Here is a 15,719-nt window from a genome sequence, read left to right as displayed (position 1 = left end):
ATTTTATAATTCTTCTTGTTCCAGAATATTTTGTAAAGTAAGAACCGCCTCTTCTACCGTTTTTATATGGGCGATAGATATAGATCGTTTTCCCTTGATTTCCCTCAGTTGGCACTGTCGGGGATTCTTTTGCAGATAACTTAATACTTTACCGAAAACTGGAGACTGAAAATAGCGGATGTTATTATCCGAAACAAAAAACAGATTCATCTTTTCTTGTTTCAATACCACTTTTTCCATACCTAACTGTTTTGCCAGTTGTCGGAGGGTAACGATACGGATAAGCTCTTTCCCTTCATGAGGTATGCGTCCGAACCGGTCCTCCAGTTTAGATGTGAATGTTTGTATGTCTGAGGCTCGTTCCATATTATCCAATTCCTGATAGAGGGAAATTCGTTCCGAGTCATTTGGAATATAGCTGTTTGGAAATAACAATTCCATGTCTGATTCTATGGTGCAGTCGCTGACAAATGTTTCTCGTTCGCCGGGAAGAACCACGCTATTTTCGTTATAAACATCCGTAAATTCTTCATTTTTCAACTCTTCTACAGCCTCTTTCAATATTTTTTGGTAGGTTTCATATCCCAAGTCTGCAATGAATCCGCTTTGTTCAGCCCCCAATAAATTTCCTGCTCCTCGAATATCCAAATCTTGCATGGCGATATGTATTCCGCTTCCAAGTTCTGAAAAACTTTCTATCGCTTGTAATCGACGGCGGGCATCCACACTCAGTTCTCTCAGCGGAGGAGTAAGGAGATAACAAAAAGCTTTTTTATTACTTCTGCCTACACGTCCCCGTAATTGATGAAGTTCGCTCAAACCGAAATTTTGAGCATTATTGATAATAATCGTGTTGGTATTGGGCATGTCGATTCCCGATTCGATGATGGTAGTCGCTATCAATACATCATAGTCGTAATTTGTAAAATCGATAATTGCTTGTTCGAGTTTTTCGGGCTCCATTTGTCCGTGACCTACAATTGTTCTGGCGTCCGGAACAAGGCGATGTACGAGATTTTCCAGTTCATAAAGCTGTTTTACCCGATTATTGACGATAAATACCTGACCGTTTCGGCTCATTTCAAAATTAATGGCTTCCTTGATAATATCTTCATTAAATCCGTGAACCTCGGTCTGTATAGGGTATCGATTGGGGGGGGGAGTAGTTATGGCGGAAAGATCGCGAGCGCCCATTAAAGAAAATTGCAAAGTACGAGGAATCGGTGTCGCTGACATAGTCAAAGTATCTACATTTGTCTTTATCTGTTTCAATTTTTCTTTAACGGCGACACCGAATTTTTGTTCTTCATCGATGATGAGTAATCCTAAATCTTTAAATTTTACATCTTTTCCTATGATGCGGTGTGTACCTATCAGTATGTCGATTTTACCTTCTGATAAATTTTTGAGTATCTGTCGTGTTTCTGCAGAAGTTCTTGCCCGGCTTAGGTAGTCTACTTTAACGGGGAAATCTTTAAGTCGTTCGCTAAATGTTTTATAGTGTTGGAATGCCAATACTGTAGTCGGGACAAGAACAGCTACTTGCTTATTATCGCATGCGGCTTTAAAAGCAGCTCGGACTGCAATTTCAGTTTTTCCGAACCCGACATCTCCGCATATCAGCCTGTCCATAGGGCGTTCTTTCTCCATATCGGCTTTTACTTCGGCTGTCGATTTCAATTGATCGGGTGTGTCCTCATAAATAAATGACGCTTCGAGTTCTTGCTGCATGAATGTGTCGTGGGAAAATGCGAATCCTTTTTCTTCTTTTCTTTTGGCATACAGTTTAATAAGATCACGGGCAATATCTTTCATCTTGCTCTTGGTCTTTTCTTTCATCCGTTCCCATGCTCCTGTCCCTAATTTGTTGATTCGGGGAGGTTCTCCTTCTTTTGCCCGATATTTGGCTAATTTGTGCAGAGCGTGTATGCTGACGAAAAGAATGTCGTCATTTTGATAAATGAGTTTAATGACTTCTTGCATTTTTCCATTGATCTCTGTTCGTATCAGTCCTCCGAATTTTCCTACTCCATGATCTATGTGGACGATATAATCTCCTATTTCGATCTGTTGCAGTTCTTTAAGTGAAAGAGCGAGTTTTCCCGAACGGGCTTTATCACTTTTCAGACTGTATTTATGGAATCGGTCGAACAATTGATGGTCTGTAAAAAAGCAGGCTTTCAACTCTCGATCTATAAAACCTTCGTGTAGTGTTTTCTGTACGGGGGTGAACGAGATATTTTCACCTTTATCTTCAAAGATACTTTGAATACGTTGTATCTGTTTTTCGCTGTCGCTTAAAATATAAAGGGTATATCCCTCTTTCAAAAAAGAGGTGAACGAATCGATGACTAGTTCGAAATTCTTGTGATAGATCGGCTGGGGAGAGCACTCTATTCTCAGAATGGCTGCGTCTGAGGAAAGGCTTTTATTTCCGTAATCGATTCGTTTGAATTCGAATATTTTTTTGCGGAATGTATCCGGGTCTATGATTTTTTTCCCAGCATTAAGATCGCCTTCTTCGGTTATCAATAATTGGTCGGACAGAGTTTCTCCTGCAATTCCATTGATCCGTTCTATGCACCATGCCAGATCTCTGAACCCGAAAATCGTTTTCGGATCGATAAACTCAAGAAAAGAGATGCCGTTAGCTTCGTTATTCATCATGTTGGGAATAATGAATATCTCTTCGAATTGATCATTGGACAATTGCGACTCTATATCGAAAGAACGGATACTTTCGATGTCGTCTCCGAAAAAATCGATACGGTAGGGCTGGTCGAAAGAAAAGGAGTAAACATCGAGAATACTGCCTCTTACGGCATATTGTCCCGGTTCATATACATAATCGACCCGTTCGAAGCCGTATTTGAAAAGAATATCCGAAATGTTCGTGATGTCCGCTTTGCCGTTTTTTACCAAGTGGATTGTTTTTTCAGACAGAGTGGTTTCTCTTACGACTTTTTCAGCCAAAGCCTCCGGGCAAGTAACAACGATCAAAGATCGGTCGGGCTGTCTCAAACGGTTGAGAGTTTCTGTCCGTAGTATTTCGTTTGCCGCATCAACTTGTCCGTATTTAATGGCACGTTTATAGCCGGAAGGGAAAAATACGATATTTCCTTCTCCTTGTATTTGTACCAAATCATGGTAAAGATATCCGGCTTCTTCCATATCGTTTGCAACCAGAACGACAGGCTTTCCGCAAGATGATAGTGATGAGAGAAATAACGAGGCTGCAGAACCTTGCAATCCGGTTATGTGGATTGTCTTTGTCCGGTTATCCGCAACAAGATTTTGTAATGCTTTTTGCCGGGCAGGCGTATTGAAAAGCGTATATAATGAGTCGATTTTCATTTTGTAGAAATAATCATCCGTAAAGTTTGACAAAAATACATCTTTTTGATCAAACTGCGAGGTAGAAATTATTACATGTTAATCATTATTTACTATTCATTTTACGTAGTTTTTCAATTTGTAGTATCTTTGTCACATTGATTTTTTGATAAATAAACGATTTATCGATAGGCTCATGAGCTCGAATGTGAAATCTGACGGGGTGGTGATTATCCCGACTTATAATGAAAAAGAGAATATAGAAAATATCATTTGCAAAGTCCTTTCTTTAGAGCATGCATTTGATATTTTGGTAATTGATGATGGTTCGCCGGATGGAACGGCGGATATAGTGAAGCGGTTGATGACAGAATTTACAGGTCGCTTATTTATTATTGAACGTTCAGGGAAACAGGGACTGGGTACGGCATATATAACCGGATTTAAATGGGCGCTTGCTCATGGTTATGAATATATTTTCGAAATGGATGCCGATTTTTCTCATAACCCTGACGACCTTTTAAAGTTATGGGATGCCTGTGCCAACAAAGGTGCGGATGTCGCTATCGGGTCTCGTTATATAACGGGGGTAAATGTCGTAAATTGGCCGATGGGACGGGTGATGATGTCATATTTTGCATCGAAATATGTACGGTTTGTCACAGGGATGGATATTGCCGATACGACTGCAGGATTTAAATGTTATCGTCGGGAAGTTTTAGAAACGATCGATTTGGATAATATCCGGTTCAAAGGGTATGCATTTCAAATAGAAATGAAGTTTACAGCATATAAGTGTGGCTTCAAGTTGGTAGAAGTTCCTATTATTTTTATAAATCGGGTATTGGGTACAAGCAAAATGAATAGCAGCATTTTCGGAGAAGCTGTTTTCGGAGTAATTAAATTGAAATATGACAGCTGGTTCAAGAAATATCCCCATAAGAAAAGTAATGCGGCATCATGAGAAAAATACTGATAAAAAATGCAACTTTAATAAATGAAGGATATGCGGGAATAGCTTCGGTTCTTATCGAAGGAGATAAAATTGCTGCGGTTTATCCTGAAGAGTGTACCATCGAAATGGAACGTAATGCGGATGAGGTTGTAGATGCCTTTGGCAAATGGCTTCTACCCGGTGTTATCGATGATCAGGTACATTTTAGAGAACCCGGCTTGACTTATAAGGCTGATATGCATTCTGAGTCGATTGCTGCGGTGGCAGGCGGGGTGACTTCTTATATGGAAATGCCGAATACAAACCCTCAAACGACAACGAAAGAGGCACTCGATTGGAAATTTGACCGGGCAGCCGAAACCTCAGTTGCTAACTATTCTTTTTATATGGGGGCTACGAATGATAATATAGAAGAGCTTTACAAGATCGATCACCGACGTGTGTGCGGAGTAAAGTTGTTTATGGGTTCTTCTACGGGAAATATGTTGGTAGATCAGCCTGCTGCGTTGGAGAGGATTTTTTCCGAAATACCTGCATTGATAGCCGTACATTGTGAAAAGGAAGAAGTTATCCGGGCTAACCGGGAATATTATATCTCTCGTTTTGGAGAAGAATTGCCGGTGCTTTTTCATCCGTTAATACGGAGTGCGGAGGCTTGTTATGCATCATCTTCACAAGCTGTTGATCTGGCGGTACGGAATAATGCCAGATTGCATTTGTTACATCTTTCTACGGCACGAGAACTCTCTTTGTTGGATGATTCTCCCTTGTCCGAGAAAAAAATTACAGGAGAAGTATGTGTACACCACCTTTTCTTTGATGATAACGATTATGCTGAATATGGGAATAAAATAAAATGGAATCCGGCTATTAAGACTTGTGCCGACCGTTTGGCTCTGACAGAGGCTGTAAGAACTGGACGAATCGATGTGGTGGCTACTGATCATGCGCCTCATCTTTGGAGTGAAAAACAAGGTTCTTGTTTAAAAGCAGCGTCAGGTGGCCCGTTAGTTCAGCATTCTTTATTAGTGATGTTAGATAAGGTACGGAAAGGTGACTTTACGCCCGAACAGGTAGTGAGGCGCATGTGCCATGCTCCTGCAGATCTGTTTCACATAGAAAAACGGGGGTATGTCCGCCCCGGATATTTCGCAGATTTGGTACTTGTCGATCCGAATCGGAGTTATACGGTTACGACAGAAAATATTCTGTCGAAATGCGGATGGTCTCCATTTATGGGATATACTTTCCCTATGTCGATAGATCGAACTTATGTGAACGGAACTCTTGTCTATGATAAAGGTACAGTTGATGTAAATTATCGGGGCAGAGAACTCGTTTTTGATAACTAACTCTGTAAATATGAGATTGGCACTTTGGGTCGGGATCGGTGGTTTTATGGGTAGTATAGTCCGTTATCTGCTATCTAAATATATATTTAGTCAGGCGGGTAGTGCGTTTCCATGGGCGACATTGGCGGTCAATTTATCAGGATGTTTTATTATCGGGCTGTTGATAGGATGGTTTGCCCGTTGTGAAAATTTGTCTGCAGAGATACGCATGTTTTTAACGGTCGGTTTTTGCGGTGGTTTTACGACTTTTTCGACATTTGCCAGTGAATCTCTGTTACTGCTCAAGGCAGGGGAATGGCTGAATTTTTCTTTGTATACCGTAATTAGTGTTACATGCGGCATAGCATTAACGGCTTTGGGCTCTTTTATTGCGTTATCTGTGCGGAACGGATAAATTTCTTTTGTCTTTCTGTTGAACATTCACCTTCATGAAGTAGTTTATATCTTGTTATATAATGAATTTTAAATGACAAGATATGAAAAAAATTATTTTGATCGGAGCTAGCGGTTATGTAGGTTCTGCCATTATGAAAGAAGCTTTAAGTCGAGGGATGCAAGTTACGGCGATTGTACGACATCCTGAGAAAATCACGATAAAGGATGCTAATCTGACTGTGAAACAAGGCGATGTTACAGACATTGATAAGATTGCACGTTTAAGTAAAGGTGCGGATGTTATTGTCAGTGCTTATAATCCCGGTTGGAATAATCCGGATATTTATGAGGAGACATTGTCTGTATATCCGAAAATTTTAGAAGCTGTAAAACAATCGGGAGTTCCTCGTTTTTTAATGGTTGGAGGGGCGGGAACTTTGTTTGTCGAACCGGGACTCCGTTTGATCGATTCGGGGATGATTCCTGAAACGATTTTACCGGGAGTTAAATCGTTAGGAGAGTTTTATTTAAATACTCTATCGAAAGAAAAAGGGGTAGATTGGGTGTTTTTTTCTCCGGCTGCAAATTTATTTCCGGGAAAGCGAACAGGAAAATTTAGATTAGGAAAAGATAATATGATTGTTGACGATCAGGGAGAAAGTTCTGTTTCTGTCGAAGATTATGCTGTTGCGATGATCGATGAAGTTGAATATCCGACACATCATTACGAACGCTTTACAATCGGTTATTGATTTGAAAATCAATTATAAAAATATTTGAAAATTTTAATGAGCCCGAAATATGGATAGCAGTGACAGGCAAGAATAAATGAAAAGTACCGTTTTATTCGTACACAAGATAAAACGGTGCTTTTCTATTTTATTTAAGAGCTTTTATTTTTATAGGCATCCGGTATAAATTTCCCGTGCTACTTCGGCTGTTACGTTTTTGTTTTCTCCGTATGCTATATTATGAGCTTTGAGCCTGTTGTAGATAATATCCACAGCTTCTGCCGGAATTCCGTATTCACTCATCCGCGTGCGTAATCCCATTTGTCGGAAAAACTCTTCAGTTTTTTCGATTGCTTTGTCTGCCTTTTCTTCTTTGCTTCCTGTTGTTATGTTCCATACTCTTTCAGCGTATTGAGCCAATTTCTCCGTTTTTTGTTTTTTCAAAACACGAAGTAAAGACGGATATACGACAGCAAGCGTTTCGGCATGATCGAGTCCGTAAAGCACTGTGAGTTCATATCCTATGCGGTGCGTTGCCCAATCTTGCGGAACACCCATGCTCACAAAGTCATTTAGAGCCATAGATGCACACAACATGAAGTTTGCCATTGTGTCATAATCTTTTTGGTCTTTCAACACTTTCGGGCCTATTTCGATAAGAGAAAGCAGTACACCTTCAGCCCATCGGTCCATCAAAATCCCGTTTCCCGGAGTAGTCATGTATTGTTCCATGATGTGCATAAAGGCATCTACAACTCCATTGGAAAGCTGCTTTTTAGGAAGAGTATATGTTACTTCCGGATCAAGGATCGAAAATTGAGGTGATGATTTCGGAGTGATAAATGAAACTTTTTCTTGAGTACGTCGGCGTGAAAGTACACCTCGATAGTTCATTTCAGATCCGGTTGCCGGAAGAGTGAGAACTGTTGCCAGCGGAGTCGTTTTTATGATCTTTTCGGGATGTATAGCTAATTCCCAAGCATCTTCTCCTGTGTAGGGAATCGCATGTGCGATAAATTTTGTACCATCTATTACAGAACCGCCTCCGACGGCAACAAGGTAATTTATTTTATTGTCGCGGGCCAATGTAACCGCTTTCATCACTGTGTCATAATCAGGATTCGGTTCTATACCCCAGAATTCGATGTTAAAATGATTTGACAGGGCATTTTTTACTTGTTCATAAACTCCGTTTTTTTTGGCGCTTCCCCCTCCGAAACATACCATGATGCGTCTGTCAGAGGGTATTTCTGTCCCTAGTTTAGCGATAGTTCCTTTCCCGAAAATAAGTCGGGTCGGGTTATGGAAATCAAAATTATTCATTATAAGATAAATTAAAAGTTTATTTCATAAAGCGTTTCAATATCGGTAATTTTCCTGTGTACGGGGCGAATTTTATTCCCGGATTAATGCGGGTTGTCGTAGAAAGGACTGATCTTATATGGCTGAATGTATAAAAACTGTCGATTCCATGATAACGACCTATTCCACTATGACCCACGCCTCCGAATGGTAAGTCGGGATTTGCGAGATGAGTTACAACATCGTTTATACAGACTCCTCCTGATGAAGTTTTTTCTAATATTTCTCGTATGTTTTTCTTACTTTTCCCGAAATAATACAAGGCCAAAGGTTTTTCCTGACTATTGATATAATTAATAACCGTTTCCCGTTCATTGAATGTCATAACGGGAAGAATCGGTCCGAAAATCTCTTCATTCATGATTCTGTTTTCGGGAGTAATTCCCGAAATAACGGTCGGAGCGATATACAAATCTTTTTCATCGTATTTCCCTCCGGCTTCTATTTTGCCTTGCTTTAGCAGCAACATCAGGTTGTAAAATCGTCCCGAGTGTATAATACGGGGATAATCCGGACTTTTTTGGGGATCTTTTCCGTATTGGCGGATAATTTCTTCTTTTAATTTTAGAATCAGCTCATCTTTAATATCTTGATGTGCGAAAATGTAATCGGGAGCGACACAAGTCTGTCCGCAATTTAAGAACTTTCCCCAGACGATCCGTCTGGCGGCAATGTCGATGTCGGCGTCTTTATCGATGATACACGGGCTTTTTCCCCCTAATTCGAGAGTGACAGGTGTCAGATGTTTGGATGCGGCCTCCATAACCCGTTTACCGTATTCTACACCTCCTGTGTAAAATATATAGTCGTATCGTTGTTGTAGTAAAAGATCGGTTTCTCTACTGTCGGCCTCTATCAATATTACATGGCGCGGATCGAAGGCCTCTTTAATAATTTTTTTACTGACAGCGGTAGTGTGCGGAGAAGCAGGTGATGGTTTTAATATAACGCAATTACCTGCCGCTACTGCTCCGATCAATGGAGCGAACAATAATTGGAATGGGTAATTCCATGGGGAGAGTATCAATGAAATGCCGTAAGGCTCATATTGTATATGACTTTTAGATCCGAAAAGGAATAATGGAGTTTTTACTCTTTTCGGAGAAGACCAGTTTTTCAGTTTTTTTAGTGTCCGGTTAAGTTCTGTCAAAACAAAACCTGTCTCAGTGATATAACTTTCGAATTTCGATTTTTTCAGGTCATCCCAAAGAGCCTTTTCTATATCCGGTTCATACTTCTCTATGTTTTTTTTTAACTGTATAAGGGCTGCTTTTCTAAAAGATATCGGTTTGGTTATCTGGCTATTGAAGTATGCCCGTTGAGCATTTATATGATCTGAAATATTCATTCTGTTTTCTGAGCAATAATTATATTGTTGCGGGTGTCAAAGGTAATCATTTTTTGTACAATTGTTCACGATTCTACAACCCTTTTCAGCAAACAAATAATAAAATAGTTTGTTATATCCCTAAAAGCTTGTCTAAATTTTGCCCGGGTCAGATTTGGGCGTTTTTTCTAGGATGATAGCTGGTTTTCTGACGAATGAAGAAGGAAAAAAAGACCGGAAGAAAACACAAAAATGACCAGATAATATTTTTTTATCGGAAAATTCAGACAGGCCATAAAACCTGAAAAGAGAAAAATGGCAAAGAGAAATCTTATTTTATCGTTGGTATGTGTGGTTTTGTCGGGTATGTTGACGTATGCCTATGGCCAAAATAAGCGGAATGTAGAGCAAAGATATTTGACTCGTCCCTTACCGCAGGCTTGGGAGGCCGATACGTTGTTTTTACAGCAACAGCCGATAGAGGGGAAATGGTGGTCGGAGTTACAAGATTCTCAATTGGATTCGATTATCGGGTTAGCGTTGCAGAACAACCAAGACCTGCTTGCTGCTGCCGATCGCATACGGGCAGCCCATGCGACATTGAGAATACAGCAGGGATATTATTATCCGAATTTGAATTTTTCGGCCGGTTGGACAAAGTTGCAGAACAGCAGGCAAATGAATAAGGAGTTTATCGATTCTCCTACTATGAATCAGCGATATGCCTCCGGTGAATTATCTACAAGTTGGGAATTGGATGTGTTCGGTTCTATTCGAAACAAAGTGAAATCCAGTAAAGAACAGTTCCGGGCTACGCAAGAAGAATATAATGCCGTTTTGGTCTCTTTGACAGCAGAAGTTGCAACAGCTTATGCCGAGTTGAGGACTTTACAGCAGGAGTTGCTGGTTGCTCAAAAAAATATGGCTTCACAGCAGGCCATATTACATATTACCGAAGTACGTTATAATACAGGACTTGCCTCACAGTTGGACGTATCTCAAGCTAAATCGGTTTATTACAGTACGAAGGCATCCATTCCGTCGATCGAAGCCGGTATTCGGCAACAAATAAATGCATTAGCTGTTTTGTCCGGATTATATCCTTCCGATTTGTATGTAGCGTTAAAAGATCCTCGTCCGATTCCGGATTATATGAAAATTGTCAGTATAGGTATTCCTGTCAATTTATTGCGGCAGCGACCTGATATTCGTAGTGCCGAACGGTCTGTTGCGGCAGCGGCAGCCTCGGTAGGTGCAGCCAGGTCTGATTATTTCCCCAAATTTTATTTGAAAGGAAGTATCGGTTTTGCGGCGAGAGATATGGATAAATTTTTTGATCATAACAGTTTGACTTATCAAATTGCTCCGGCTTTATCGTGGACTCTTTTTCAAGGTCGTCAACTGACTCAAGCAACTAAAGAAGCAAAAGCTGTTTTGGATGAAAATATCCGGCAATATAACCAGACGGTTTTGGGAGCGGTTCAAGAAGTAGATAATGCCATGTCGTCATATACCAATGCTGTTAAACAAGTTGTTGCACTGCGTGAGTTAGTGGTACAAGGAGAGGTCACCCTTAAACTTTCTTTGGATTTGTATAAACGAGGATTGGCGACTTTTCAAAATGTGTTGGATGCTCAGCGTTCTTTATTGAGTTATCAAAATTCTTTGGTTTCGGCACAAGGGGGAACTCTATCTTCTCTTATAGAACTGTATCGTGCTGTCGGGGGAGGTTGGCAAATAGATCAAAATAAAAACGAATAATAATAAATCCCATGACGAAAAATATTTTAAAAAACAGACTTTTTCTTTTTGCAGGAGTAGGATTTGTTCTCTTTTCTTGTACATCTAAAAAAACGGAACAGAGAATGTCTGTTCCGGAAATCTCTGTTGCATACCCGGTTGTGAAGCCGGTTATATTACATAAAACATATCCCGGTTATTTGTCTTCGGTGAATACTGTGGATCTGATGGCACGGGTGAACGGTTATTTGCAAAGCTCGCCGTTTACGGCCGGTTCGTTAGTCAAAAAAGGTCAATTGTTATTCGTAATTGAACCTACGTTATATGAGGATGCTGTAAAAAGAGCTGAAGCTGGGCTGAAAAACGCACAGGCGAGTCTCGATTATGCAGAGAATAACTATGTCCGTATGAAAGAAGCTTCTCGGAGCGATGCTATCAGCGAAATAGATTTGATTAAATCTGCAACTCAACTAATTAGTGCAAAATCGAACGTGAAAGACGCTGAGGCGCAACTTGAGACTGCAAAGACAAATTTGGGATATTGTTATGTACGAGCGCCTTTCTCCGGTCATATATCGAAGTCGATATATAGTGTCGGCAGTTATATCAGCGGAGAAGGTCAGGCGGCCAAATTGGCGACTATTTATCAGGACGATAAAATGAATGCCTATTTTAATATCGAGGACAATCAGTATTTACAAATGCTTGCTTCTACTGATAAGAAAGGTGTTGAGGAACGTTTGCCCGGAGAAGTGGAAATTCTTTTTCAGTTGCCCTTATCCCGTCCCTATATGGGGAAATTGAATTATCTGTCTCCGAATATCGATCTTTCTACGGGTACGTTGAGCATTCGTGCCGAAATTGAGAATCCTGATAATGAATTGAAGGATGGTTTATATGTGAATATCCGTTTACCGTACGGCAAACAAGATAGTGCGGTTTTAGTAAAAGATGCTTCTATCGGTACCGACCAATTGGGCAAATATCTTTATGTAGTTAATGATTCTAACCGTGTATCTTATCGGCATATTGAAACAGGAGAATTGATTTCTGATACTCTTAGACTTGTAAAATCCGGATTGCAGCCGAAAGACCGTTATGTGACTAAAGCTTTGTTAAAAGTACGGGAAGGAATGGAGATAAAACCTGTATTGGAGAAAAATTAACCGGATTTAGAGCCTTTCTAAATTTTGCTCTGGTCAGGTTTGAGAATTTCTTTCGAGAATGTTTTTCTGTTTTTATGAGAAGGATAGGGGCTATCTGACGAGGGAAAACGGGAAAAAAGACCGAAAGAAAACGCAAAGATGACCTGATAATATTTTTTTGTTGGAAAATTTAGACAGGTTCTTATATCGAATAAAAATAAAAAAACATGATATCTAAATTCTTTATAAACAGACCGATTTTTGCTACTGTACTCGCCTTACTTATGGTATTGGCCGGTGTCGTGGCACTTGAGTCGTTACCGGTTGCTCAGTTTCCCGATATAACACCTCCGACAGTACAAGTGTCGGCAGTATATCCCGGTGCAAGTGCCGAAACCGTAGCCCGTACGGTTGGAGCTCCGATAGAGGAGCAGGTCAATGGTGTGGACGGCATGATTTATATGAGTTCTTCATCTTCCAGTTCCGGTCAATATACATTGACGGTAACGTTCGAAGTCGGCACGGATGTCGATATGGCTACCGTTTTAGTTCAGAATCGAGTAAATATAGCGCAAGGAAATCTTCCTGAAGCAGTGATACAGCAAGGAATCGTTACAAAAAAACAATCTACGAATATCGTAATGTTCTTGTCTCTGCAATCTGATAATCCGATGTATGACGGGTTATATCTTTCAAATTATGCCAGTCTTAATTTGACCGACCAACTTTCTCGTTTGCCGGGTGTCGGGGCTGTAACTGTATTCGGAACAGGGAATTATAGTATGCGTGTATGGCTCGATCCTGAAATCATGCGTATCCGGAAATTGACTCCGGCAGATGTGTATGGGGCTATACAGTCTCAAAATATGGAGGTCTCTGCTGGAACTGTCGGAGAACCGCCTTTGGATAGGAAAGAAGCATTCCAGTTTACTTTGACGGCAAAGGGGCGTTTGACTACTCCTGACGAATTCGGAAATATCGTAATTAAAACTTTGCCGGACGGTAAATATTTGCGATTGAAGGATATTGCCCGTATCGATAGGGGAAGCGCATCTTATAGTGTGACTTCGACTCAAAATGGGAAGCAAGCTGCAGCAATTGCTATTTATCAATTACCCGGATCTAATTCTCTTAATGTTGCGAAAAATGTTAAGGAAAAAATGCAGGATTTGGAGAAATATTTACCGGATGGGGTACATTATGAGGTGGTATTGGATACTACCGAATTTGTAACGGCTTCTATTGACGAGGTATTGGTTACTTTTGTCGAAACCACCTTGTTGGTCATGCTTGTCATACTGCTTTTTTTGCAAAGTTTCAGAGCGGTAATCATTCCGTCTCTGACTATTCCGGTTTCTCTCATTTGTACATTTGCAGTGATGCATCTGTTCGGTTTCTCGATAAATACGTTGACACTTTTCGGTTTGGTATTGGCAATAGCCATAGTTGTGGATGATGCCATAGTCGTAGTTGAAAATTCGTCTCGTCTTCTCGATACCGGAAAATACACCAATAAAGAGGCGGTCACTCAAGCGATGGAAGAGATTACGGGCCCTGTGATCGGTGTAGTTTTGGTATTGTTGGCGGTGTTTATACCTACGGCCTTTATTAGTGGTATTACAGGTGAACTTTATAAACAGTTTGCGTTAACGATTGCAACAGCTACGGTCTTTAGCGGAATTAATTCTCTGTCTTTGACGCCGGCTTTGTGCGCATTATTTTTAAAACCGACTAAAGACCCTAAATTTTTCTTGTATAAAGGATTTAATAAGGTATATGATAAAACTCTCGGAGCTTATGTAAAAGCTATTACCTATTTCCTTCGCAAGCCGGTAATTACGATGTCTCTTTTTCTCATTTTGTCTGTCGGGGCGCTTTGGTTGTTTTTACGGTGGCCTACATCGTTTATACCTCAGGAAGATCAAGGTTATTTCGTTGTATCCGTGCAGCTCCCGAATGCTGCGAACCTGCAACGTACAGAAGAGGTATCCCGAAAAATCATGAAAATACTCGATTCTTATCCTGAAGTTCGCACCTATTTATGTATAAATGGTTTCTCGATGATGCAGGGAGCAAATGCATCGAACGGTGCGACTTTTTTTGTCATGTTAAAAAATTGGGATGAACGTAAAGCTAAGGATGAGAGTGTATTTTCTGTTGTGAATCGACTAAATACTCAAGCTGCGTCTATTCAGGAGGCTGTTATTTTTGCAGTCAATCCTCCTGCAATATCGGGTATGGGGGTAAGCGGAGGTTTACAGTTTGAGTTGGAAGATAGAAATAGTTTGGGTACTACAGCGTTACAAGATGCTGTTTCGGCGCTGTTGGAACAAGCCGGAACAGAACCGGCGATAATGACTCTCAATTCTATGTTTCAGGGGAATACGCCTCAGTATTTTTTGAATATAGACAGAGATAAAGTTAAAATGCAAGGTTTGGTACTGAGCGATGTCTTTTCGACGCTTTCATATTATATGGGTTCGGCTTATGTCAATGATTTTGTTCAGTTCGGACGCATTTATCAGGTTAAGTTAGGTGCTGCTGCCGATAGCCGTACGGTAATAGGTGATGTTTTGAAACTGAGTGTTCGTAATCAGAACGGTGATATGGTGCCTTTTTCAGCATTTACTACATTGGAAGAACAATTGGGACTTAATCTGGTGAATAGGTATAATATGTATTCTTCTGCGGCTATTACGGCTATAACTACACCCGGATTCAGTTCGCAACAGGGAATTCAGGGAATGGAAAATTTGAGTAATCGGGTGTTGGGAACTACATTTGGTTATGACTGGACAGGAGAAGCGTATCAGGAAACTCAAGCAAGTTCTTCGGTTAGTTTAATTTTCGGACTGGCCATCTTGGTCGTTATTTTGGTCCTTGCTGCTCAATATGAGAGCTGGACGAGTCCTATTGCTGTGATACTCGGATTGCCGTTTGCCATATTGGGGGCGGTACTCGGTTGCATGTTATTGGGATTGTCTATCAGTATTTATAGTCAGATCGGGATTATTCTTTTAATTGCACTTTCAGCGAAAAATGCTATTTTGATTGTTGAGTTTGCTATCGATTATCGTAAAAAGGGTGAGTCGATTACCGAAGCGTCCATAGAAGCCGGGCGAGTGCGATTACGTCCTATTTTGATGACTTCGTTTGCTTTTATATTGGGAGTAATGCCTCTTATTTTTGCAACCGGAGCAGGAGCTTCGAGCCGTATATCATTGGGTACGGCAGTTGTTTTCGGTATGGCGGTGAATACTTTGTTGGGTACGTTATTTATTCCGAATTTTTATCATCTGATGCAGTCTATTCATGAAAAGTTTCAGAAGAAACGCGTTGTACAGGATAATGTACCGGAAGATGATGTAAAAGAATAAAGTTTAATAATGAGGGCTTATA

The 15,719-nt window shown here is 40.4% G+C and carries 10 protein-coding genes; 7 read left to right on the top strand and 3 right to left on the bottom strand.

Features of this window, described 5'->3' with window-relative positions; translation table 11 throughout:
• Positions 1 to 3: 3 nt before the first annotated feature.
• Entirely contained in the window at positions 4 to 3,354 is a 3,351-nt protein-coding gene (mfd, locus tag Q0093_RS04625) for a transcription-repair coupling factor (RefSeq protein ID WP_297928705.1), read from the bottom strand.
• A gap of 175 nt (positions 3,355 to 3,529) precedes the next feature.
• Here mfd and Q0093_RS04620 point away from each other — a divergent pair, with 175 nt between their 5' ends.
• The 4 genes from Q0093_RS04620 to Q0093_RS04605 all read left to right on the top strand — a co-directional run bounded on the left by Q0093_RS04620 (position 3,530) and on the right by Q0093_RS04605 (position 6,767).
• Positions 3,530 to 4,297: a polyprenol monophosphomannose synthase gene (locus Q0093_RS04620; RefSeq protein ID WP_294177596.1), complete on the top strand. Its 768-nt coding sequence runs from the start codon at positions 3,530 to 3,532 to the stop codon at positions 4,295 to 4,297.
• Positions 4,294 to 5,640, top strand: coding sequence for a dihydroorotase (locus Q0093_RS04615; protein ID WP_297928604.1), 1,347 nt, complete (start codon positions 4,294 to 4,296; stop codon positions 5,638 to 5,640). The genes Q0093_RS04620 and Q0093_RS04615 overlap by 4 nt, the downstream gene beginning before the upstream one ends.
• Positions 5,641 to 5,650: 10 nt before the next feature.
• Complete coding sequence (gene crcB / locus Q0093_RS04610; RefSeq protein WP_294177594.1) at positions 5,651 to 6,034, top strand: fluoride efflux transporter CrcB; 384 nt, start codon at positions 5,651 to 5,653, stop codon at positions 6,032 to 6,034.
• 82 nt (positions 6,035 to 6,116) lie between these two features.
• A complete protein-coding gene (locus tag Q0093_RS04605; RefSeq protein ID WP_297928603.1) occupies positions 6,117 to 6,767 on the top strand; it encodes an NAD(P)-dependent oxidoreductase in 651 nt (216 codons plus the stop codon).
• Between the two features lie 147 nt (positions 6,768 to 6,914).
• Here Q0093_RS04605 and Q0093_RS04600 read toward each other — a convergent pair whose 3' ends face one another.
• Together Q0093_RS04600 and Q0093_RS04595 are read right to left on the bottom strand one after the other, a co-directional pair.
• Positions 6,915 to 8,069 carry an iron-containing alcohol dehydrogenase gene (locus tag Q0093_RS04600; RefSeq protein ID WP_297928602.1) on the bottom strand — a complete coding sequence of 385 codons (1,155 nt, stop codon included), beginning with the start codon at positions 8,067 to 8,069 and terminating at the stop codon, positions 6,915 to 6,917.
• Between the two features lie 19 nt (positions 8,070 to 8,088).
• Entirely contained in the window at positions 8,089 to 9,456 is a 1,368-nt protein-coding gene (locus Q0093_RS04595; protein WP_297928601.1) for an aldehyde dehydrogenase, read from the bottom strand.
• Positions 9,457 to 9,750: 294 nt separating this feature from the next.
• Here Q0093_RS04595 and Q0093_RS04590 point away from each other — a divergent pair, with 294 nt between their 5' ends.
• From Q0093_RS04590 to Q0093_RS04580, 3 genes are all read left to right on the top strand, one after another.
• Positions 9,751 to 11,196, top strand: coding sequence for an efflux transporter outer membrane subunit (locus tag Q0093_RS04590; RefSeq protein WP_297928600.1), 1,446 nt, complete (start codon positions 9,751 to 9,753; stop codon positions 11,194 to 11,196).
• 104 nt (positions 11,197 to 11,300) lie between these two features.
• Complete coding sequence (locus Q0093_RS04585) at positions 11,301 to 12,341, top strand: efflux RND transporter periplasmic adaptor subunit (RefSeq protein ID WP_367175056.1); 1,041 nt, start codon at positions 11,301 to 11,303, stop codon at positions 12,339 to 12,341.
• 206 nt (positions 12,342 to 12,547) lie between these two features.
• The gene (locus tag Q0093_RS04580) at positions 12,548 to 15,697 is read left to right on the top strand and encodes an efflux RND transporter permease subunit (protein ID WP_297928598.1); all 3,150 of its coding nucleotides are present in this window, start codon (positions 12,548 to 12,550) and stop codon (positions 15,695 to 15,697) included.
• The last annotated feature ends 22 nt before the right edge of the window (positions 15,698 to 15,719 follow it).

Origin of the sequence: uncultured Coprobacter sp., assembly GCF_947855755.1 — a bacterium.
Classification (GTDB): Bacteria; Bacteroidota; Bacteroidia; order Bacteroidales; family Coprobacteraceae; genus Coprobacter.
The sequence above is the reverse complement of the archived record's forward strand: the minus strand, read 5'-3'. Positions and strand labels throughout refer to the sequence as shown.